Source organism: Pseudonocardia wallangbongensis (assembly GCF_054486945.1).
This window is the reverse complement of the sequence record NZ_JBRERS010000003.1, coordinates 130,021-149,763: the sequence shown is the minus strand read 5'-3', so window position 1 is coordinate 149,763 and position 19,743 is coordinate 130,021. Positions and strand designations below refer to the sequence as shown.

General features: G+C 72.7%; 19 protein-coding genes. 8 read left to right on the top strand and 11 right to left on the bottom strand.

The window, feature by feature from the left end; genetic code table 11:
• The first annotated feature begins 13 nt into the window (after nucleotides 1-13).
• The 3 genes from ACU436_RS12060 (at nucleotide 14) to ACU436_RS12050 (ending at nucleotide 2,419) form a co-directional block, all read left to right on the top strand.
• Nucleotides 14-496: a MauE/DoxX family redox-associated membrane protein gene (locus ACU436_RS12060; protein ID WP_459024585.1), complete on the top strand. Its 483-nt coding sequence runs from the start codon at nucleotides 14-16 to the stop codon at nucleotides 494-496.
• A complete protein-coding gene (locus ACU436_RS12055) occupies nucleotides 496-1,158 on the top strand; it encodes a thioredoxin domain-containing protein (RefSeq protein WP_459024583.1) in 663 nt (220 codons plus the stop codon). The genes ACU436_RS12060 and ACU436_RS12055 overlap by 1 nt, the downstream gene beginning before the upstream one ends.
• A gap of 70 nt (nucleotides 1,159-1,228) precedes the next feature.
• Complete coding sequence (locus ACU436_RS12050) at nucleotides 1,229-2,419, top strand: MFS transporter (protein WP_459024582.1); 1,191 nt, start codon at nucleotides 1,229-1,231, stop codon at nucleotides 2,417-2,419.
• A 3-nt stretch (nucleotides 2,420-2,422) separates the two neighbouring features.
• On the opposite strand, the gene ACU436_RS12045 is transcribed toward ACU436_RS12050, so the two are convergent.
• Genes ACU436_RS12045 through ACU436_RS12030 form a run of 4 tightly spaced genes read right to left on the bottom strand, consistent with a single transcriptional unit; the run spans nucleotide 2,423 to nucleotide 7,383 of the window.
• Entirely contained in the window at nucleotides 2,423-4,315 is a 1,893-nt protein-coding gene (locus tag ACU436_RS12045) for a glycoside hydrolase family 127 protein (RefSeq protein ID WP_459024580.1), read from the bottom strand.
• Nucleotide 4,316: 1 nt separating this feature from the next.
• Nucleotides 4,317-5,210: a carbohydrate ABC transporter permease gene (locus tag ACU436_RS12040; RefSeq protein WP_459024579.1), complete on the bottom strand. Its 894-nt coding sequence runs from the start codon at nucleotides 5,208-5,210 to the stop codon at nucleotides 4,317-4,319.
• Nucleotides 5,207-6,094 carry a carbohydrate ABC transporter permease gene (locus tag ACU436_RS12035; RefSeq protein WP_459024577.1) on the bottom strand — a complete coding sequence of 296 codons (888 nt, stop codon included), beginning with the start codon at nucleotides 6,092-6,094 and terminating at the stop codon, nucleotides 5,207-5,209. The genes ACU436_RS12040 and ACU436_RS12035 overlap by 4 nt, the downstream gene beginning before the upstream one ends.
• Entirely contained in the window at nucleotides 6,091-7,383 is a 1,293-nt protein-coding gene (locus ACU436_RS12030; protein WP_459024576.1) for an ABC transporter substrate-binding protein, read from the bottom strand. Before ACU436_RS12030 ends, ACU436_RS12035 begins: the two co-directional genes overlap by 4 nt.
• 168 nt (nucleotides 7,384-7,551) lie before the next feature.
• Here ACU436_RS12030 and ACU436_RS12025 point away from each other — a divergent pair, with 168 nt between their 5' ends.
• On the top strand, nucleotides 7,552-8,583 hold the full coding sequence (locus tag ACU436_RS12025) for a LacI family DNA-binding transcriptional regulator (RefSeq protein WP_459024574.1): 1,032 nt from the start codon (nucleotides 7,552-7,554) through the stop codon (nucleotides 8,581-8,583).
• A gap of 406 nt (nucleotides 8,584-8,989) precedes the next feature.
• On the opposite strand, the gene ACU436_RS12020 is transcribed toward ACU436_RS12025, so the two are convergent.
• Nucleotides 8,990-10,468, bottom strand: coding sequence for a DHA2 family efflux MFS transporter permease subunit (locus ACU436_RS12020; RefSeq protein ID WP_459024573.1), 1,479 nt, complete (start codon nucleotides 10,466-10,468; stop codon nucleotides 8,990-8,992).
• A 144-nt stretch (nucleotides 10,469-10,612) separates the two neighbouring features.
• Between ACU436_RS12020 and ACU436_RS12015 the strand changes: the two genes are divergently transcribed.
• Nucleotides 10,613-11,437 carry an NAD(P)H-binding protein gene (locus ACU436_RS12015; RefSeq protein ID WP_459024571.1) on the top strand — a complete coding sequence of 275 codons (825 nt, stop codon included), beginning with the start codon at nucleotides 10,613-10,615 and terminating at the stop codon, nucleotides 11,435-11,437.
• Nucleotides 11,438-11,470: 33 nt separating this feature from the next.
• On the opposite strand, the gene ACU436_RS12010 is transcribed toward ACU436_RS12015, so the two are convergent.
• Entirely contained in the window at nucleotides 11,471-11,806 is a 336-nt protein-coding gene (locus ACU436_RS12010) for an SAM-dependent methyltransferase (protein WP_459024569.1), read from the bottom strand.
• A gap of 7 nt (nucleotides 11,807-11,813) precedes the next feature.
• A complete protein-coding gene (locus ACU436_RS12005; RefSeq protein WP_459024567.1) occupies nucleotides 11,814-12,563 on the bottom strand; it encodes an alpha/beta fold hydrolase in 750 nt (249 codons plus the stop codon).
• 78 nt (nucleotides 12,564-12,641) lie between these two features.
• On the opposite strand from ACU436_RS12005, the gene ACU436_RS12000 reads away from it, so the two are divergent.
• From ACU436_RS12000 to ACU436_RS11990, 3 genes are all read left to right on the top strand, one after another.
• Nucleotides 12,642-12,998 (top strand): hypothetical protein, encoded by a 357-nt coding sequence (locus ACU436_RS12000; protein ID WP_459024566.1) that lies wholly within the window; start codon nucleotides 12,642-12,644, stop codon nucleotides 12,996-12,998.
• Between the two features lie 61 nt (nucleotides 12,999-13,059).
• The gene (locus ACU436_RS11995; RefSeq protein ID WP_459024564.1) at nucleotides 13,060-13,695 is read left to right on the top strand and encodes a DUF47 domain-containing protein; all 636 of its coding nucleotides are present in this window, start codon (nucleotides 13,060-13,062) and stop codon (nucleotides 13,693-13,695) included.
• Nucleotides 13,696-14,691 carry an inorganic phosphate transporter gene (locus ACU436_RS11990; RefSeq protein WP_459024563.1) on the top strand — a complete coding sequence of 332 codons (996 nt, stop codon included), beginning with the start codon at nucleotides 13,696-13,698 and terminating at the stop codon, nucleotides 14,689-14,691.
• 19 nt (nucleotides 14,692-14,710) lie between these two features.
• Here ACU436_RS11990 and ACU436_RS11985 read toward each other — a convergent pair whose 3' ends face one another.
• From ACU436_RS11985 to ACU436_RS11970, 4 genes are all read right to left on the bottom strand, one after another.
• Nucleotides 14,711-16,180, bottom strand: a complete 1,470-nt coding sequence (locus ACU436_RS11985; protein WP_459024561.1) for an amidohydrolase family protein — start codon at nucleotides 16,178-16,180, stop codon at nucleotides 14,711-14,713.
• Nucleotides 16,181-16,204: 24 nt separating this feature from the next.
• Nucleotides 16,205-17,551: an MFS transporter gene (locus ACU436_RS11980; protein WP_459024559.1), complete on the bottom strand. Its 1,347-nt coding sequence runs from the start codon at nucleotides 17,549-17,551 to the stop codon at nucleotides 16,205-16,207.
• A gap of 156 nt (nucleotides 17,552-17,707) precedes the next feature.
• Nucleotides 17,708-18,700: a galactofuranose ABC transporter, permease protein YjfF gene (gene yjfF / locus ACU436_RS11975; RefSeq protein ID WP_459024557.1), complete on the bottom strand. Its 993-nt coding sequence runs from the start codon at nucleotides 18,698-18,700 to the stop codon at nucleotides 17,708-17,710.
• Complete coding sequence (locus ACU436_RS11970; RefSeq protein WP_459025681.1) at nucleotides 18,697-19,743, bottom strand: ABC transporter permease; 1,047 nt, start codon at nucleotides 19,741-19,743, stop codon at nucleotides 18,697-18,699. Before ACU436_RS11970 ends, yjfF begins: the two co-directional genes overlap by 4 nt.

Sequence of the window (19,743 nt, the reverse complement as noted above, 5' to 3'; positions counted from 1 at the left end):
ACGACCACCTTCGATGATGCGTACCGCCACCTCCTCCCCACCCGCGCTGCTCCCCTGGCTGAGCACCGCGGCCCGGTTGCTGCTCGGCGGCGTCTGGCTGGTGGCCGGCGCGTCGAAGATCGCCGATCTGGACGCCTCCGTGCGCGCGGTCCGCGCGTACCGGCTCCTGCCCGAGACGGCCGCGCAGGTCGTCGGCGCCGGCCTCCCGGTCGTGGAGCTGCTGCTGGGGGTGCTGCTCGTGGTCGGGGCCGGGGTCCGGGCGGCCGCGGCGGTCTCGGCCGTGCTGATGCTCGCGTTCGTCGTCGGGATCGCCTCGGCGTGGGCGCGCGGGCTGCGGATCGACTGCGGCTGCTTCGGCTCCGGGGGTGAGCTCGGCGCCGGGCAGGACCCGACGTACGGGCTCGAGCTCGCCCGCGACGCCGCGCTGACGGTGCTCGCCGTCCTCCTCACCCGGTGGCCCGCCGGTCGCCTCGCACTCATGAAGGAGCCCTCCTGATGCCTCGCACTCCCACCGTCCGGCGCCGGGGGCCGTCGACCCTCACGCTCGCGGCGGTCGTCGTGCTCGTGCTGTTCGCCGGCGCCGTCGGGTTCGGCGTCTACCGCGCCCAAGCGGGCGCGGGCGGCGACCTGCCGGCGGGCGCCACCGCGGCCGGGGTCACGGTCGGTGACCCCGACGCGCCGGCGACCATCGACCTCTACCTGGACTTCCAGTGCCCGGCCTGCCGGCAGTACGAGCAGCAGGCGGGCGCCACGATCGACCAGCTCGTCGCGTCCGGGCAGGCCCGGGTCGCCTACCACCCGGTGGCGTACCTGAACCGCTTCTCCAGCACCCAGTACTCGAGCCGCTCGTCCGCCGCCGCGGGCTGCGCCGCCGACGCCGGTGTGCTCCCGCGGTTCGCCCAGCTGCTGTACGCCAACCAGCCCCCGGAGGGCGGTGCGGGTCTGCCCGACGAGCAGCTCGTGGCGCTCGGCGGGCAGGCGGGCGCGGGCGGCGACTTCGCCACCTGCGTCCAGGAGGGCACGTACGCGGACTGGACGCGCTCGGTCACCGACGCCGCATCCCAGGCCGGCGTCACCGCGACGCCCACCGTGCTGGTGAACGGGCAGGAGGTGGATCACACCGCCGACGCCCTTCGTACCGCGGTCGCCGGGAGCTGAGACGTATCCTCCTTCCCGGGGGTGAAGGGGGAGAATGACGTCGTGCGGGCATGCCGATCCGGCGGATCGGGTGTCGGCGGGTTGGGTCGTCCGGTTCGCGCTGGCCTGGATCGGCCTGTACGCGGGCCTGTTCGGGCCGCTCCAGGTGCTGTTGCCCCAGCAGGTCGAGGCGCTCGCGCCCACCGACAAGGAGGCCGTGCTCGCGCTGGTGCTCGGGGCCGGCGCCGTATGCTCGCTGGTGGCGAACCCCCTGTTCGGCGCGCTGTCGGACCGCACCCGCTCCCGGTTCGGCCGGCGCCGGCCGTGGATCGCGCTGGGGTTCGCCGGCGGCGCCGTCGCGATCGCGCTGCTCGCCGCGGCGCCGGCCGTCCCGTTCCTGGTGATCGGCTGGTGCGCGGTGCAGACGCTGCTGAACGCCCCCTACGCCGCGCTGAGCGCCGCCGTGCCCGACGAGGTGCCGGCGTCCCAGCGGGGCACGGCGGCCGGGTACCTCGGCCTGGCGCTCGTCGTCGGGGTGGGCGCCGGCACCGGGCTCGCGGTCCTCGGTGGCGTCACCGCCACCGGGTACGTCCTCTGCGCGACCGCCGCCCTGCTCTGCAGCCTGCCCTACGTCCTCTCGGGGCGGCGCGCGCGGCTCCGGCCCCGCCGGGCGTGGCGGTGGGGCGAGTTCCTGCGCGGGTTCTGGATCAACCCGGTGCGCCACCCGGACTTCGGCTGGGGATTCCTCACCCGGTTCCTGGTGAACCTCGGCAACGCGATCGTGCTGCTCTACCTGTTCTTCTTCCTGTCCGACGTCGTGGGCATCGCCGACCCGGCCGCCGGCGTGCTGATCCTCACGGCGGTCTACTCGGCGGCCATGCTGGGTTCGGTCATCCTCGCGGGCACGCTGTCGGACCGCACCGGGCGGCGACGGGTGTTCGTCACCGCCGGTGCGCTGATCATGGCCGCCGCCGCGGTGCTGATCGCGGTGTGGCCGGCGTGGCCGGGCGCGGTCACCGCCGCGGTGGCCCTCGGCATCGGCTTCGGGGCGTACAGCGCGGTCGACTTCGCGCTGCTCACCCAGGTGCTCCCCGCGGCGCACGACCGCGGAAAGGACCTGGGGGTGCTCAACATCGCGAGCTCGCTCCCCCAGGTGCTCGCCCCGGCGATCGCCGCCCCGGTCGTCACGGGGCTGGGCGGGTACGGAGCGCTCTACCTCGTGGCGGCCGTGATCGAGGCCGCGGGCGCGATCCTGGTCTACCGGATCCGCTCGGTGCGCTGAGCGTCACCGCACCGGCAGCCACACCCGCATCGTCGACGGGCCGCGCTGCGCCCACTCGTGGTACGGGACCAGCGGGACGTCGAGCACCTCGCCCTCCTCGCCCGCGTCCGGCCCGCCGTACGGCCACGGGCGGGCGGGCCCGGACGAGCGGCGCAGCCGCACCACGACCGCGCCGTCCACCTCCCGCGGGGGTACCGCAGGGTCGATCCGGACGCCCGCGATGTCGTCGAACCGGACTGCGCTCGTGGCGGCCAGGTCGACCGACTCCAGGCACAGCACCTCGGGCCCGCGCTCGACGGCGAGGCAGCCGCGCACGGCGTCGATCCGCGGGTCGGCGGCGGTGAACCGCGGCGTGACCGGCAGGTGCAGCTCTACGACGTCGCCCGCGCGGAAGGCCCGCCGCACCTCGACGGTTCCGGGCGCCACCGGTTCCTCGGCCCCGTCGACGACGAGACGCGCGCCGTCCGCCCACGCCGGGACCCGCAGCGAGAGCGTCCACGTGGCGTCCTCGCGGACGTGGACGCGGACGGCTCCGTGGTGCGGGTAGCCGGTCTCCACGTCGAAGGCCACGGCGGTGCCGTCCGGCAGCGTGGTGCGGATGGTGGCCGGCGCGTACTGGTGCAGCTGCACACCGTCGTCGTCGGCGGTGGCGACGTAGGCGGAGAGGCTCGCGAGGGTCCGGGCGACGTTGGGCGGGCAGCAGGAGACCTCGAACCAGGGCGCCCGCAGCGACGCCGACGCCCGCGGCGACACCGCCCCGTCCGGCGCCGGCGTGCCGGGCCGGCGCTGGTGCAGCGTGTTCGCGTAGAAGAACGCCGTGCCCTCGGCCGACGGCGAGGTCGCGACCACGTTGAACAGGTTGCGCTCGATGAGGTCGGCGTAGCGCGCGGAGCCGCGCGCGAGCAGCAGCCGCCAGCTGAACATGATCGATGCGACGGAGGCGCACGTCTCGGAGTAGGCGCGGTCCGGCGGCAGCACCCAGTCGTCGCCGAACGCCTCGTCCTGGTGGTGCGAGCCCACGCCGCCGGTGAGGTAGGTGCGCCGGGCCACTGTGTTGTCCCACTGCGTGACCAGCGCCGCGAGCAGCTCGCCGTCGCCCCGCTCCACGGCGACGTCGGCGGCCCCGGCGGACAGGTACCCGGCGCGCACGGCGTGCCCGCGCAGCACGGTGGCCTCCCGCACGGGGACGTCGTCCTGGTAGTACCCGCGGCCCCACTCGATGTCGCGCAGGACCCCGTGGCCGCGGCGCTCCACGAAGACCGCGGCCTGGTCGAGGTAGCGCCCGTCGCCGGTGACGCGGGCGAACTCGACGAGGGCTGGCTCGATCTCCGCATGCCCGCACACCGACTCGATCCCACCAGGCCCGAACACCGCGCAGACCAGGTCGGCGGCGTTGCGGGCGACCTCGACGAGCCCGTCGTCGGCGCCCGGCCGGGTGCGGGCGCGCGCGACGGCGGCCTGCAGCAGGTGGCCGACGCAGTACAGCTCGTGGCCCCACTCCAGGTCCGACCAGCGCTGCCCCTGTCCCGGCCGGCCGAACTTCGTGTTGACGTAGCCGTCGGGCTCCTGGGCGGCGGCGACCCGGGCCACCACCTTCCGGAACCGGTCCTCGAGCGCGGGGTCGCCGGTGCGGCCGATCTCCCAGGCGAGCGCCTCCAGGTACTTGTAGACCTCCGAGTCGGAGAACTCCCGGCCGCGGCGGCCGTCGGGGAGCCCGCCCGCCGCCGCGAGGTCGAAGTTGGCGATCCAGCCCTCCCGTTCGAGCCACTGCTCGACGTGGGCGAGCGTCGCGGCCGCGTTCACCTGCTGGCGCTTCGCCCAGAAGCCGCCGGTGATCGTCACCTCGCCGATGGCGAGCGGGCGCAGCCGCCCGCGGGTGGGCACGACGGGAGTCATCTCATCCCTTCAAGGCGCCCGACATGAAGCCGCGCACGTAGTGGCGTTGGAGCACCAGGAACAGCACGATGCACGGCAGCGCGAGGACGACGACGCCGGCTTCCGTCGCGCCGTAGTCGACCACGCCCTGCACCTGGCCGCGCAGGTTGGAGACCGCGAGCGGCAGCGTCATGCGGTCGGTGTCGTTGATCAGGATCAGCGGCGCCATGAAGTCGTTCCAGGCCGCGAGGAACGCGAAGAGCCCCACCGTGACGAGGCCCGGCTTGACGGCCGGGATCAGCACCCGCCACAGCGCGTCGAAGGTGGAGCAGCCGTCGACCATCGCCGCCTCGTCCAGCTCGCGCGGCACGGCCTCGAACGAGATCCGCATCATGAACGTCGAGAACGGCAGCTGGAACATCGTCATCACCAGCGCGAGCCCGACGAGCGAGTTCTGCAGCCCCACCTGCGTGAGCAGCACGTACAGCGGGATCAGCAGGGTGGCGTACGGGACCATGAGGATCGCGAGCGTCACCAGGAACAGCAGGTTCTTCCCCGGGAACGAGAAGCGGGCGAACGCGTACCCGCCCAGCGTCGACACCCCGAGCGTGAGCGCCACCGTGAGCAACGAGACGACCGCCGAGTTGGCGAGGTACTGCCAGATCCCGGCCTGGTAGTCCGCGAGCGCCCGGTAGTTGCCGAAACCCCACCCGTCCACCTGGCTGGTGCCCGCGTGCGGCGACACCGACGCCACCGCCGTCCAGACCAGCGGGTACAGGAAGATCACCGCGAGCGCGCCGGTGAAGACCCAGTACGGGGTGCGCAGCGCGACGCCGGCGAGGGTGGTGGCCGGGGCGGGCCGCGCCGCACGCGTCGGGGGTGACGGCGGCGCGGCCCGCGAGATCTGTGCGGTCAACTCTCCTCCGGACGGTGGAACGCGCGGATCTGCAGCACGTTGACCAGCACCAGCACGGCCAGCACCAGGACCGAGAGGGCCGCGGCGACGCCGAGGTCGTTCTGGCCCTGGAAGGCGACCGTGTAGATCAGCTGGACCACCGAGATCGTGCTGTTGTCCGGGCCGCCCTTCGTCAGGATGTAGAACTGCTCGAACGCGAGCAGCGACCCGGTGACGCACAGCACCGTGCAGAGCGCGAGCGTCGGGCGCAGCAGCGGGATCGTGACGTGCCGGAACGTCTGCCACCGCCCGGCGCCGTCGATCCGGGCGGCCTCGAACACGTCGGCCGGCACGGCCTGCAGGCCCACGAGCATCAGCAGCATGTAGAAGCCCGCGTAGCGCCACACGATCAGGAAGAGCGTGGACCACAGCGCGGCGTCGGGCGTGCCGAGGAACGTGGCACCCAGCCCTTCCATGATCGGTGCGAACGGCCCGGCGAACGGCGAGTACAGCACGTAGAACAGCAGCGACGCCGACGCCAGCCCGAGCGCGCTCGGCACCAGGAACGCCGTGCGCATGAGGCCCTTCCAGCGGCTCGACTCCTGCACCAGCAGCGCGAGCCCCAGCCCGAGCCCGATGAGCAGCACGGTGGCGAGCACCGTGTACTTCACCGTGAAGACCACCGAGTCGAGGAAGAACCGGTTGGTGACGGCGCGGGAGTAGTTGGCCGGGAGGTTCCACCCCTGGTCGCCCGTCAGCAGCGGCCACCGCGACGCCGACATCAGCACCACGAGCAGCAGCGGCAGCACGAACAACGCCACGACGAACACCGCGGTGGGCGTGGCGTAGAGCCAGCCCTGCACCGCCCGCCCGGCGGGCCTGCGAGGAACCGTTGCGACCGTCATTGCTGGGACAGGACCGCGGTGATCTCGTCGTTGTTCTTCGCGACGCCCGCGCCGTCGCCGAGCACGGCGTCGCGCACGAGCGTCAACCACGGGCTGTTCGTGGCGTTGAACGCCTGCTGGAAGTTGGTGGCCACGGGCGTCTCGCCCTTCGTCGCCACCTCGTTGATCGTCACGAGTCGCGGGTCCGAGACGGCGTACTGGTTGTCCGTGAGGTCCGAGCGCGACACGACGTCGAGGTCCTTGCCCAGCACCTCGACCTGCGCGTCCTCCGACATCAGCCAGGACAGGAAGTTCCACGCCTGCGCGGCCTTCTCGGAGTCCTTCGAGACGCCGATGCCGTCGCCGCCGACGAACGTGGAACTGCCACCGGTGGGACCGGGGATGCCCGCGACCCCGACGTCGAAGCCGTGCGTGGAGGACAGCAGGGTGGCCGGGTAGAACTGCAGGCCGACCTTGCCCTCGGTGAAGCCCGCGGTCCACGTCGGGCCGGCCTCGTCGCGGGAGGAGGGCAGCACGGCGCCGGAGGCCCACAGGTCGCGCCACACGTCGTAGACCTGCGTGGCGGTCGGCGAGGCGAGCAGCGACTGCGTGCCGTCCGGGCTCATGACCTGCTCGCCCGCGGCCCAGACGGTCGGGAACCACGTGAAGACGAGGCAGCCGCCGCAGTTGAGGCCGGTGGCGGTGCCGTAGGTGTCGGGCTTGCCCAGATCCTGGATCTTCTTGGCCGCGGCCGCGTACTCCTGGAGCGAGGTGGGCGGCTTCTCCGGGTCGAGGCCGGCCTCGCGGAACAGGTCCTTGTTCCAGAACAGCATCGACAGGTCCAGCACGAACGGGAGGATGTACTCCTTGTCCTCGTACGTGCCGGCCGCCAGGTGACCCTTGTTGATCGTGTCCTTGAAGGGGAGCCCGTCGATGTTGGCGCTGATGTCCTGGAACAGCCCCTGCTGCACCCAGCTCGGGATGTAGACGATGTCGGCGGCGAACAGGTCCGGCAGGCCACCCGCGCCGGCCGCGGCGCCCACCTTGGCCACGTAGTCGTCGTTCGGCGTGACCGTGAGCTCCACCTTGTTCTGGTGGCTCGCGTTGTACGCGTCGACCAGCAGGTTCGCCTGCTTCTCCAGCGGCGCCCTCGTCCACAGCGTGAGGGTGGTGCCGTCGTCGACGCCGTCCGGCCCGGCGGCCGCCGCTCCCCCTCCGGTATCACCGCCACCACCACTGCAGGCGGCCACACCCAGCATCAAGGCGGCGACGGCACCGGCGAGCACCGAGCGGCCCCGGACGTTCCTCATGCTGTCTCCTCGTGCTCCTCGTCGAGCGGGAATCCTGTGAGAAACCCCTGTCGGCCACAGGTGATCAGACCAGGCCGCAGACGGCGAAAACCTTTTCGGCAAGGTAGCGGTGGGGAGGGCCGCGGTCAACGCCGATCGTTGTTACAGTCCGGCAACCAGGGAGGTCTGATGACCCGCACGGAGCCGGCGCGCAACCCGAAGCCGGTGACGCTCACGGACGTCGCCCGGCTCGCCGGCGTGTCGGTCGCGACGGCCTCCAAGGCGCTCAACGGCCGCGACCAGGTCGCCCCCGCCACCCGGCAGCGCGTGATCGACGCCGCCGACCGGCTCGCCTTCAGCCCCAACCCGCTCGCCCGCGGCCTGATCGCGGGGCGCACCGGCACCGTCGGGCTGCTCACCAGCGACCTGGTGGGCCGGTTCGTCATCCCGATCCTGACGGGCGCGGAGGACGCGTTCGGCGCCGGCCAGGTCAACGTGTTCCTCTGCGACGCCCGCGGCGACGCCATCCGAGAGCAGCACCACCTGCGTGCGCTGCTCTCCCGCCGCGTCGACGGGCTCATCGTCGTGGGCGAGCGCACCGACCCGCGCCCGTCACTCGGGCCGGACATCCCGGTGCCGGTCGTGTACGCCTACGCCCCGTCCGACGACCCGGCCGACCTCTCGCTCACACCCGACAACACCGGCGCCTCCCACCTCGCGGTGCAGCACCTGGCGAGCAGCGGGCGCACCCGCGTGGCCCACATCTCCGGCGACCCGGGCTACGCGGCGGCCCAGGACCGCGCCGTCGGCACCCGCGAGGCGCTCGCCGCGGCCGGGCTCGAACTCGTGGGCGACATCATGTTCGGTGACTGGTCCGAGCACTGGGGCCGCGACGCCGCCGCCCTGCTCCTGGAGCAGCACCCGGACGTCGACGCCGTGCTCTGCGGCTCCGACCAGATCGCCCGCGGCGTGCTCGACACGGCGCGCGACCTCGGCCGCGCGGTGCCCCAGGACATCGCCGTGATGGGGTTCGACGACTGGGAGGTGCTCACCACCAACGCCCGGCCCCAGCTGACCAGCATCGACCCGAACCTGCAGCGGCTCGGCCGCACGGCGGCCCAGCGGGTGTTCGCCGCGCTGGACGGGGTGGACGTCGGCCACGGCACCCAGTACCTGCCCACCCGGCTGGTGATCCGCGGCTCGACGATCGCGCGACGCTGACGCCCAGCGCCACGTCCCGACTTCGTGACCACGGGCGTCGGGAGCTGCCATCGCCATCACCCTGGTCGTGCAGCGGCGATCAAGGGCAAACGGTCGCTCCCGAAGAGGTCGCACACCAACTTGGTGGCCGGCACAGCAACTGCAGTTGGTGTGTGAGCGCACAAGTTGGTGTGCGAGCGAGTCTGCCGGTGTCGCCGCTGGACCGTTCATGATCGACAAATCCGGGATCGATCGCACCTAGCGTGCGAGGGTGCCGTTCGCTCCACCCGGGGCCGTCAGGCGGGCCACTCCGGTCGACCCGGCGAACGTACGTGGTCACCGCACCAGTGTCCCGAACCGGAAGTCCGGTACATAAATCGGCGGATCCAGGCCGTCGAGTTATGTGGTGGACTTCCGGTTCGGGCCACTAGTGGCCCGCTGGCGCGTCGCCCTCCGTCGACGAGCTGCGGATGAAGAACGCGCCCACGATCGCGAGCAGCGACAGGAACGCCGCCACCTGGAACGCGCTGTGGATGCCGCCCGCCGTCTGCTCCACCAGCGACGCGCCCTCCGCCGCGAGCGACGTGGAGCCGACGGACATGATGCTCACCAGGAGCGCCACCCCGGCGGCACCCGCGAGCTGCTGGGTGGTGCCGAAGATCGCGCTGCCGTAGGAGTACAGCCGCGGCTCCACGGCGCCCAGCCCCGACGTGAACAGCGGCGTGAACACGAACGCCAGCCCGATGGACAGCAGCAGGTGGAACCCGAGGACCTGCAGCACCGAGCTGCCCTGCGTGAACAGCGTGGTGGACCACAGCGCGGCGCTCGTGGCCGCCGTGCCGGGCACCAGCAGCGCCCGCGCACCGAACCGGTCGTACAGGCGCCCCACGACCGGGCCCAGCAGGCCCATCAGCAGGCCGCCCGGCAGGAGCAGCAGGCCGATCGTGAACGTCTCGAGCCCGAGCACGCCCTGCAGGTAGATCGGCAGCAGGATGACGGTGCCGAGCAGCACGGCCATCATCAGCATCATCATCGCGCTCGCCACGGAGAACGTCGGCGAGCGGAAGGTGCGCAGGTCGAGCAGCGCGCGGTCGGTGCGCTGCAGCACGAGCTGCCGCGCGACGAACACCACGAGCGCCACCACACCGACGCCGAACGCCCCCCAGAGCATCAGCGGCGACGCACCGTCGGCGGAGTGGCCGACGCTGCTCAGGCCGTAGACGAGACCGCCGAAGCCGAGCACCGAGAGCACGACCGACGGCACGTCGATCGGGGCGGACGTGGAGTCGCCGACGTTCGAGATCAGGCGCATCCCCAGCAGCAGCGCGGCGAGCGCGATGGGCAGGACCAGCCAGAACATGTAGCGCCAGCCGAACTGGGTGAGCACGATGCCCGACACGGCGGGACCGATCGCGGGCGCCACCGAGATGACGATCGAGATGTTGCCCATCACGGCCCCGCGGCGTGACGGCGGCACGAGCGTCATCACGGTGGTCATCAGCAGCGGGAGCATGATCGCGGTGCCGCTGGCCTGGACCACCCGGGCACCGAGGAGGACCGTGAAGCCCGGCGCCACCGCCGCGAGGAACGTACCCGCGCTGAACAGCGCCATGGCGATCCCGAAGAGCCTGCGGGTGGGAACCCGCCGGATCAGGAAGCCGGTGATCGGGATGACCACGGACATCGTGAGCAGGAACCCGGTGGTGAGCCACTGGCCCACGCTCGCGTCGACGTCGAGCTCGGACATGAGCGTCGGCAACGCCACGCTCATGATCGTTTCATTGAGGATGACGACGAACGTGGAGACGAGCAGCACCCCGATCACCGTGCGGTCGCGGGCGCTGAGCTGCCCCGCGGTATCGGGTGCGCTCGACCCACGGTCGAGCACGTCGGACTGCTGGCTCACTGCTTCCCCCACGTTGTCTTCGGCCGGCGCGGGCCGGTGGGCCCCGGCGCCGGAAATGCACTGTAAGAAGTAGGACCGACGAAACTCGCGGGATTAATCCCTGCCCGGGATGAGGTCCCCGTCACTCGCCCTAAGCTCGCCGTCGTGATCCTGGTGAGCGGTGCCACCGGCAACGTCGGACGCGAGCTCGTGCGGGCCCTGGTCGACCGGAAGACGCCGGTGCGGGCGCTGGCCCGCCGGGACGGCGGACCGATCGAGGGTGCGGAGCGCGTGGTCGGCGACCTCGACCACCCCGAGACCCTCCGCCCGGTGCTCGAGGGCGTCTCGGGGCTCTTCCTGCTCCCCGGCTACCAGGACATGCCCGGCGTGCTCGCCGCCGCCCGGGACGCGGGGGTGTCGCGGGTGGTGCAGCTGTCGGGGGGCTCCGCCGGCAGCGGGGACACGAGCAACGCGGTCTCGGCGTACATGATCCGCACGGAGGAGGCGGTGCGGGCCGGCGGGATCCCGTGGACGCTGCTGCGCCCCTACGGCTTCATGACGAACGCGCTCGAGTGGGCGCCGCAGCTGCGGGCCGGGGACGTCGTGCGGGCCCCGTTCGGCGGCGTCCGCGTCGCCGTGATCGATCCCGCCGACATCGCGGCCGTCGCGGCCACCGCCCTCATCGAGGACGGCCACGCCGGCCGCGTCCACGCGCTGTCCGGGCCGGAGCCGCTCCTGCCCGCCGACCGCGTCCGCGTGCTGGGCGAGGTGCTCGGGCGCGACCTGCGGTTCGAGGCGCAGCCCGACGACGAGGCATGGACCGACATGACGGCCCGCATGCCCGAGGCCTACGTGCGGGCGTTCTTCGACTTCTACGTCGCCGGCTCGCTGGACGAGTCCGCGGTGCTGCCGACCGTGCAGGAGGTCACCGGGCGCGCGCCGCGGGCGTTCCGGGACTGGGCCCGCGCCCACGCCGACGCGTTCCGCTGAACGGGCCTCCGGCTCGCACACGGACATCTGTGCTCACACACGAACTGCAGTTGGTGTGCGAGCGCGGATGTCGGTGTGCGACCCTCGGGCCTGCTCCAGATCGCCGATCACCAGGCCGCACGCCCTCAAGATCGGCGTTTCGACGCGTTCCCGGGCCGGATTCGCCCGTTTTCGCGCCGAAGCCTCGATCACGCCCGCGAGACCGGCCTCCGGTGGCGCCGCGCGGGCGCCGTCGGCGATGTCCGGGATCCGGGCCATCACCTCGTCGCCTGCGGCGCGGTCGGCGGCGTAGTCGTCCTTCCCGCCGAGCCAGTAGTTCCAGATCCGCGCCGACTGCGGGACAGAGGTGTTGATCTCCGCTGGCTCCATGCCGCCATCATGGGAGGGTGCCGACCGACCTCCAGAACGAGCGCAGGGCCTCCGCGGCCGCCGCCGGGTCCTGCAGCATCCACCAGTGCCCGAGGCCGTCCAGCGGGTGGGTGCGGGCGCCGAGCCGGGCGGCCACCTCACCGGACCGGGCCGGGTCGTCGTACGGGTCGGCCGTGGGCTGCAGCACCAGGCCCGGCGCCCGGGCGGGCCGGCCCAGCTCGGCACCCCAGTCGGCGTACGGGTTGGGCACGGCCGACCGGTACAGGTCGAGGATGCAGCCGCCCATCGTCGCGTCGTAGGCCCCGGCGACGACCGCCGCGTCCGCGTCGGGCACGCCCGCGGCCTGCAGGAAGCCCGCGCGCGCGGCCGGCCCCGCGGCCGCCGTGGCCGCCGTCTGCTCCTCCCCCACGCCCTCGGTCTGCCACACCTGCGCGAGGTCGTGCCAGACGTACTCCGGGTGGAACACGCCGCCCACGTCCACCGCCCAGCTGCGCAGCGGGACGTCGTGCGCCGTGGCCACGCGCAGGACGAAGCCGGCTCCCCAGTCGTGCCCCACCAGGTCGACCGGCCGGCCGAGCCGGCGCAGCTCGCCGGCCAGCCACCGCGCGTACTCGTCCTTCGTCGCGCCGAACCCGGCCGGCCGGGGCGAGCCGAAGCCGGGCAGGTCGACCGCGAGCGCGTCGCCGTCGAGGTGGGCGCGCACGCCCTTCCAGAGCGCGCTCGTCTCGGGGACGCCGTGCACGAACACCACCGTCATGCCTGCCATGCTCGCGCCCCACGGCCGGCTTGCACAGGCCCGGCCGCCCTCGGATCCGGCGCGGTACGCTCCCCGGCCGTGGAGGACCTGGCGCCCGAGATCACCCGGCAGCGGCTCCTCATCGAGGGGTACTTCGAGCGCCCCGTCGACGCCGCGGTGATCTCCGAGTATCTGCACGGCCTACCCGCGGCGCTGGACCTGCGCACGTACGGCGAACCCACCGTCTTCGCCCCGGGCGGCGAGGGCCGCGCGGAGAACGAGGGGTACGACGCCTTCATCCCGCTGATCGACTCGGGGATCTCGCTGTACGTGTGGACCGGGCCGCGCTTCCTGTCCGTGGTCGCCTTCACGTGCAAGGCGTTCGACGAGGCCACGGCGCTCGGGTTCACGCGCGCGTTCTTCCGGATGTCCCGCACGGCGCACCGCGGTTTCTGATCGGCGACACCTCCGGAGGGCGCCGCCGGCCCGGCCGTCCGGGGTGAGGTACAACCTGCCCATGGCATTCAGGCTGACGCCACACGAACGCGGCTTCTACCCGCTGTTCACCCGGGCCGCCGAGAACATCGTCCGCGCAGCGGACGACCTCGCGGCGCTGGTGGCCGCGCCACCCTCCGAGCGGGCCGAGCTCGCCAAGCGCGTCAAGGATGCCGAGAACGCGGGGGACGAGCTCACGCACGAGATCATGGTGAAGCTCAACAAGACGTTCGTGACCCCGTTCGACCGCGAGGACATCTACCGGCTCACCTCGTCGCTGGACGACGTGGTCGACGCGATGGAGGAGGCCGCCGACCGGATCGTGCTCTACCGGCTCGCGGAACTACCGTCCGGGATGAAGGTCCAGACGGACGTGTTGCAGCGCGCGGCCGCCGCCACCGCGGAGGCGATGCCCCGGCTGGCGACGATGTCGGAGCTGAAGGAGTACTGGGTGCACGTCAACTCCCTCGAGGACGAGGGTGACGTCGCCTACCGCGCGCTGCTGGAGGAGGTGCTCTCCCCGCCGGGCGACGTCGATGCTGCGGGCGTGCTGACGGCCCTCAAGCTCAAGGAGGTCGTCGACTCCCTCGAAGAGGCCGCCGATGCGTTCGAGACGGTGGCCAACACCGTCGAGAGCATCGCGGTCAAGGAGTCCTGAGTGGAACTCGCCACGATCATCGTGGTGATCGTGGTGGCGGTGGTGTTCGACTACACGAACGGCTTCCACGACGCCGCCAACGCGATCGCGACCTCCGTCGCCACCCGGGCCCTCACCCCGCGCGCCGCGCTGATCATGGCCGCGGTGATGAACCTGGTCGGCGCGTTCCTCGGCACCGAGGTCGCCTCCACCGTGGGCAGCGGCATCATCGACCCCCCGCAGGGGATCTCCGGCCTCGTCGTGGTGCTCGCGGCGCTCGTCGGGGCGATCGCGTGGAACCTGGTCACGTGGTGGTTCGGCATGCCGTCCTCGTCGTCGCACGCGCTGATCGGCGGGCTCGTCGGCGCCGCGCTCGCGGCGGCCGGCACGGTGCACTGGACGGGGGTGCTGGACAAGGTCGTCATCCCGATGGTGCTGTCGCCGCTGGTCGGCTTCGCGCTCGCCGGGCTCCTCATGACCGCGCTCCTGTGGATCTTCAGGCGGGCGCACCCGCAGCCGCTCAGCCGGGGCTTCCGCCACGCGCAGACGTTCTCCGCCGCGGCCATGGCGCTCGGCCACGGCCTGCAGGACGCCCAGAAGACCATGGGCGTGATCGTGCTGGCGCTGGTCGTCGGCGGCTACCACGAGGGCTTCGAGGTGCCGTGGTGGGTCATCCTGCTCGCGGCGGGCGCGCTCTCCGCGGGCACGTACTCCGGCGGCTGGCGGATCATGCGGACGCTCGGGCGGCGGATCATCGACCTCGACCCGCCGCGCGGGTTCGCCGCCGAGGTCACGGCGTCCGCGGTGCTCTACACCACCGCGTTCGCGTTCGCCGCGCCGATCTCGACGACCCAGACGATCACGTCGTCGATCCTCGGGGTCGGCGCCACCAAGCGGCTCTCGGCGGTCCGGTGGGGCGTGGCCGGCAACATCCTGGTGGCGTGGGTGCTCACGATCCCGATGGCGGCGCTGGCCGCGGCGCTCGCGTTCTGGGCGCTGCACCCGATCCTGCAGTGACGATCGACCGCAGTAGCGATCAGCCGCCGCGCACGGCCCGCCCGGGCAACGCGCCGGTGTCGAGCACCCCGTCGCGCACCACGAACCGGCCTCCGACCATGACGTGCCGGATCCCGGCCGACGGGCGGGTGGTGTCGGCGTAGGTCGACCGGTCGGTCACGGTGGCCGGGTCGAAGACCGTGACGTCGGCGTCGCTCCCGGGCTGCAGCCGGCCCTTGCGGCGCATCGCCGGAGCCGCTTGCTGCACCACCCGCGCCGGCACGAGCGTGCAGCGGCGCACGGCCTCGGGCAGGCTGAGCAGCCCCAGTTCCCGCACCAGGAGCCGCAGCGTGCGCCCGAACGTGCCCGCCGTGCGCGGGTGGGTCGCGACCTGCGGCGGCAGCGGCCAGCCCAGCGGGTCGTGCGGGCCCGCGGGCCACTGCGGCGCGATCGCGTCGCTCGCCACCGCGGCGTCCGGGAAGGCGAGCGCCCGCTGCACGACGCCGAAGGCGCCCGGGTCGGCCTCGTCGGTCTGGTGCACGAACGCGAGCGCGCCCGGGTCCTCCGCCCGCACGCGCCGCAGCTCGTCGGCGTCGGCGATGCGCCTGCCGAGGGCGAGATGGCCGATCGAGGTCGGGGTGAGCCCCCGGCGGTGCAGCAGCTCCGGCGCGAGGAAGGCGGCCCCGATCCCGGTCATCCCGGCGCCGTACGGGTAGGCCTCCGTGGTCACCGTCGCGCCCTCGCGCCGGACCCGCTCCACCAGGGCCAGCACGCGGTCCACGTGCCGGCCGGAGGTGGAGTTGAGGTGGCAGTAGTGCATGTGCGCGCCGGTCTCGCCGGCCGCCCGCACGATCTCCTCCGCCCCGTCCACCGGGACGTGCGGGTTCATCTCCACCAGGTCACGGGCGTGCGTGTACGTCGGGACCCCGTGCCGCGCGGCCAGGGCCGCGACCGCGAGGTACTCCGCGGGGTCGGTCCCCGGCGCGTACCCGACGAGCACGCCGATCCCCAGCGCCCCCGCCGCGAGGTCGGCCTCCAGCAGCCCGAGGATGCGGTCGACGTCGGCCGACGTGGCCGTCGCCTGCCAGCGCGGATCGGCGACGTTGACGAGCAGCTCGTCGAGGTTCGCCACCGGGGGCGCACCGGCGAGGACGCGCATCCGCGCGGCCGCCCACGACGTCGAGAACCCGTAGTTGACGGGCCGGCCCGCGGCGGCGGCCCGGCGGTAGGCCGGCTCCACCGGGAACGCCCCGGCCTCCAGCTCGAGGGCCGTGGTGACCCCGTCGAGCACCTGCAGCCGCTGGCCCGGGACGTCCTGGCTGTGGCTGTGCAGGTCGACGAAGCCGGGGCTCACGACCAGCCCCGACACGTCGACGGTGACGGTTCCGACGAGATCCGGGCCGATCTCCCGCACGGTGTCGCCGGTGATCCCGACGTTGCGGACGGCGTCGAGGCCGGACTCGGGGTCGATCACCCGGCCGCCGCTGAGCACGAGGTCGTGGACGGTCATGGCCCGATGATCGCACCGGCCGCGTCAGGCCGCGGCGAGCTGCGGTGTGGGGGCGGACACCGCCGGGTCGCCCCGGTAGTGCTCGGAGAGCGCGCGGTACTGGCGCGAGCGGAGCGCGACGAACGTGAGGACCAGGCCGAGGATGCCCGCGATGGTGAACAGCAGCGCCATGCCGCGCTCGGGCCCGGTGCCGAACCACGGGCCGAGCCACTCGGCGCCGGCGCCGTCCGTCATGAACGGCATGAACACGAACTGGGCCAGCGGGCTGATGAGGAACGCGGTGAGCGGGGACGCGGCCTGCTCGACGCTCTGCGCGAACCCGAACACCCGGCCCTGCCGCTCGAAGGGCACGACCTTCTGCAGCACGGTCTGCTCGGACGCCTCGGCGTAGGGCACGACGCACAGGTAGATGAAGAACCCGACGGCGAGCAGGACGATCGACGAACGCAGGGCGAAGACGCTGCAGACGCCCCAGAGCACGAGGTTCGCCAGGAGCAGGGTCCGCAGCGGGTTGCGCCCCAGCCCGCGCTTGCTGATCGCGAACCCGCCGATGATGAACCCGGTGCTCAGCACGCCGAAGAGCAGCCCCCAGACCTCCACCGACACCAGCGACAGGCCGTAGGGGTCGGCGAGGGCCATCAGGATGCCGCCGAGGAAGTTGTTGATCGTCGAGAACGCGATCAGGGCGAGCAGGCCGGGCACGGCGGCCACCAGCGCGACGGTGCCGCGCAGGTCCGTGCGGCGAGGGCCCTCCCCTGCGGTGGGCACGGCGCGCACCTCGGGGATCGTCAGGGTCGCGAGGTGCGCGATCGCCGCCGCGGTGGCCGTGAGCGCCAGCAGGACCACGGCCAGCATGCCCGCCATGCCGATCAGCAGCCCGCTGATCACCGACGTCACGAGGAACGCGACCCCGGTGACGGTGCCGACCATCCCGTTGGCGCGGTCCCGCTCGGGTTCGGGAACCAGGAGCGTCACCACCGTGGACATCGCGATTCCGCGGATGTTGCCGACGATCACGCCGCTCATCAGCAGGAGCACGAACCCCCACAGCACCGGGCTGGTGGGGTCGCGGAAGGCTTCGGGCCCGGCGGCGAGGAAGACCGTGAGGCTCGCCGCGTACAGCGCGAGCGACGCCGCGCTGGAGCCGATCATGACGTTCCGCTTGCGGTGGTGGTCGACGATGCCGCCGAACCACACCCCGGACAGCGCGGTGAGACCGAGGAACATGCCGGCGATGACGCCGGTGGCGAACACCGACCGCGTCTCGAGGTAGACCCAGAACGTCACGGCGAACCAGACGGTGGAGTTGACGACGGACGCCACGAGCGTGTTGGCGAGCACGTGGCGGAAGGTGCGCCGGGAAGCGGACATACCGATGAGACCCGCACGGGTGGCAGAACTCATCGGCCGGACTCGCGGCCGGCGCCCCCGGCTGGTCACACACCAACTTCGGTGCCGGCACACCAACTGCAGTTCATGTGCGGGCGCCGAAGTTCGTGTGCGACGCCCCGGCGCCCGCACCGGCGATCAGGCCGTCGCGCCCCGCCGCGACAGCACCCGCTGCAGCACCACGAAGACCAGCAGCAGGAGCCCGATCACGATCCGGGACCACCACGAGCTGAGGGTGCCCTCGAACGACAGGATCGTCTGGATCGTGCCGAGCACGAGCACGCCGAGGACGGAGCCGAGCACGAAACCGGACCCGCCGGTGAGCAGCGTGCCCCCGATGACGACGGCCGCGATCGCGTCGAGCTCCATCCCCACGGCGTGCAGGCTGTAGCCCGAGAGCATGTAGAAGGTGAAGAGCAGCCCGGCGAGCGCGGAGCAGGCCCCGCTGATCACGTAGACGCCGACCCGGGCCTGTGCCACCCGCAACCCCATCAGCATCGCCGACTGCGGGTTGCCGCCGACAGCGTAGACCGTGCGCCCGAACCGGGTCATGTGCAGCACGTGGACCGCGACCGCCACGACGACGAGCGCGACGAGGGCGCTCGGGCTCAGGAACAGGTCCTCGCCCAGCGGCACCGCGGTCTGGGCGATCGTGCGGAACAGCGGGTCGGAGATCGCGATGGACTCCAGGTCGATCACGTAGCACAGCCCCCTGGCGAGGAACATCCCGGCGAGCGTGACGATGAACGGCTGGATCTCCAGGTAGTGGATCACCGAGCCCATCGCGAGCCCGAAGACCGCCCCGCCGGCGAGCACCAGGAGCATCACCACCACGGGCGGCCAGCCGGCCCGCAGCAGCGCGGCCGCCACCATCGTGGACAGCGCGACGACCGATCCGACGGACAGGTCGATGCCCCCGGTGAGGATCACGAACGTCATCCCGACCGCGAGCACCACCAGGAACGAGTTGTCGATCAGCAGGTTGAGCAGCACCTGCCCGGACGCGAACGACTCGTAGCGCAGGCTCCCGCCGGCGAACATGAGCACGAACAGGGCGAACGTGACCACGACCGGCAGGAAGCGGGTGGGCAGGCGCCACGTGCCGCGCACGCGTTCCGCGAGTGCGGTCATCGGCTGCTCCCCGTCGTCTCGGCCGTGGCCGGCTCCACCGGGGCGGCGGGCGGCGCCGGCGGCGCGGCCGCCCGGCGGCGGCGCGTGAGCAACGCCCGCACCTTCGGCGCCTGGGCCAGGAACACCAGGATCACGACGACCGCCTTGAACACGAGGGAGACCTCCGGCGGGATGCCGACCGAGTAGATCGTGGTGGTGAGCGTCTGGATGGTGAGCGCGCCGAGCAGGGTGCCGGCGATCGAGTACCGCCCACCGGCGAGCGACGTACCCCCGATGACGACGGCGAGGATCGCGTCCAGCTCCAGCCACAGGCCCGCGTTGTTGGCGTCGGCCGCGTGGACGTTCGCGCTGATCATCAGCCCGGCGACGGCGGCGCAGAGGGCGCAGAAGACGTAGACCGTCCACACGATGCTGCGCGAGCGCACCCCGGCGAGCCGGCTGGCCTCCGGGTTGATGCCCACGGCCTCGACGAGCGTGCCGAGCGCGGTGCGCCGGGTCACGAGCGCGACCAGCGCGTACACCGCTGCGGCCACGACCACCGTCAGCGGCACGGTGAGCAGGGCGTTCCCGCTGATGCCGGAGAAGAACGCGTTGTTGACCGTGACGATCTGCCCGCCGGTGACGAGCTGGCCGAGGCCACGCCCGGCCGTCATCAGCACCAGCGTCGCGATGATCGGCTGGATCCCGAGCCGGGCGACGAGGAACCCGTTCCACGCCCCGAGCACCACGGCGAGCCCGAGGGCGAGCCCGATGCCGGCGAGCGCGGCGCCCGGGCTCGCCGGGTCGGGGCTGCCGGCGATCCACGTGCAGGTCACGGCCCCCGAGATCGCGACGACGGCACCGACCGACAGGTCGATCCCGCGCGTGGCGATCACCAGCGTCATCCCGAGCGCGGTGAGCGCCAGCGGGGCGCCGTTGTGCAGGATGTCGACCAGGCTGCCGTAGAGCCTGCCGTCCTGCACGCGCACGGCGAAGAAGCTCGGCGTCACGGCCAGGTTGAGCAGCAGCAGCGCGATGAGCGGCCAGATCGGCTTGCGCAGCAG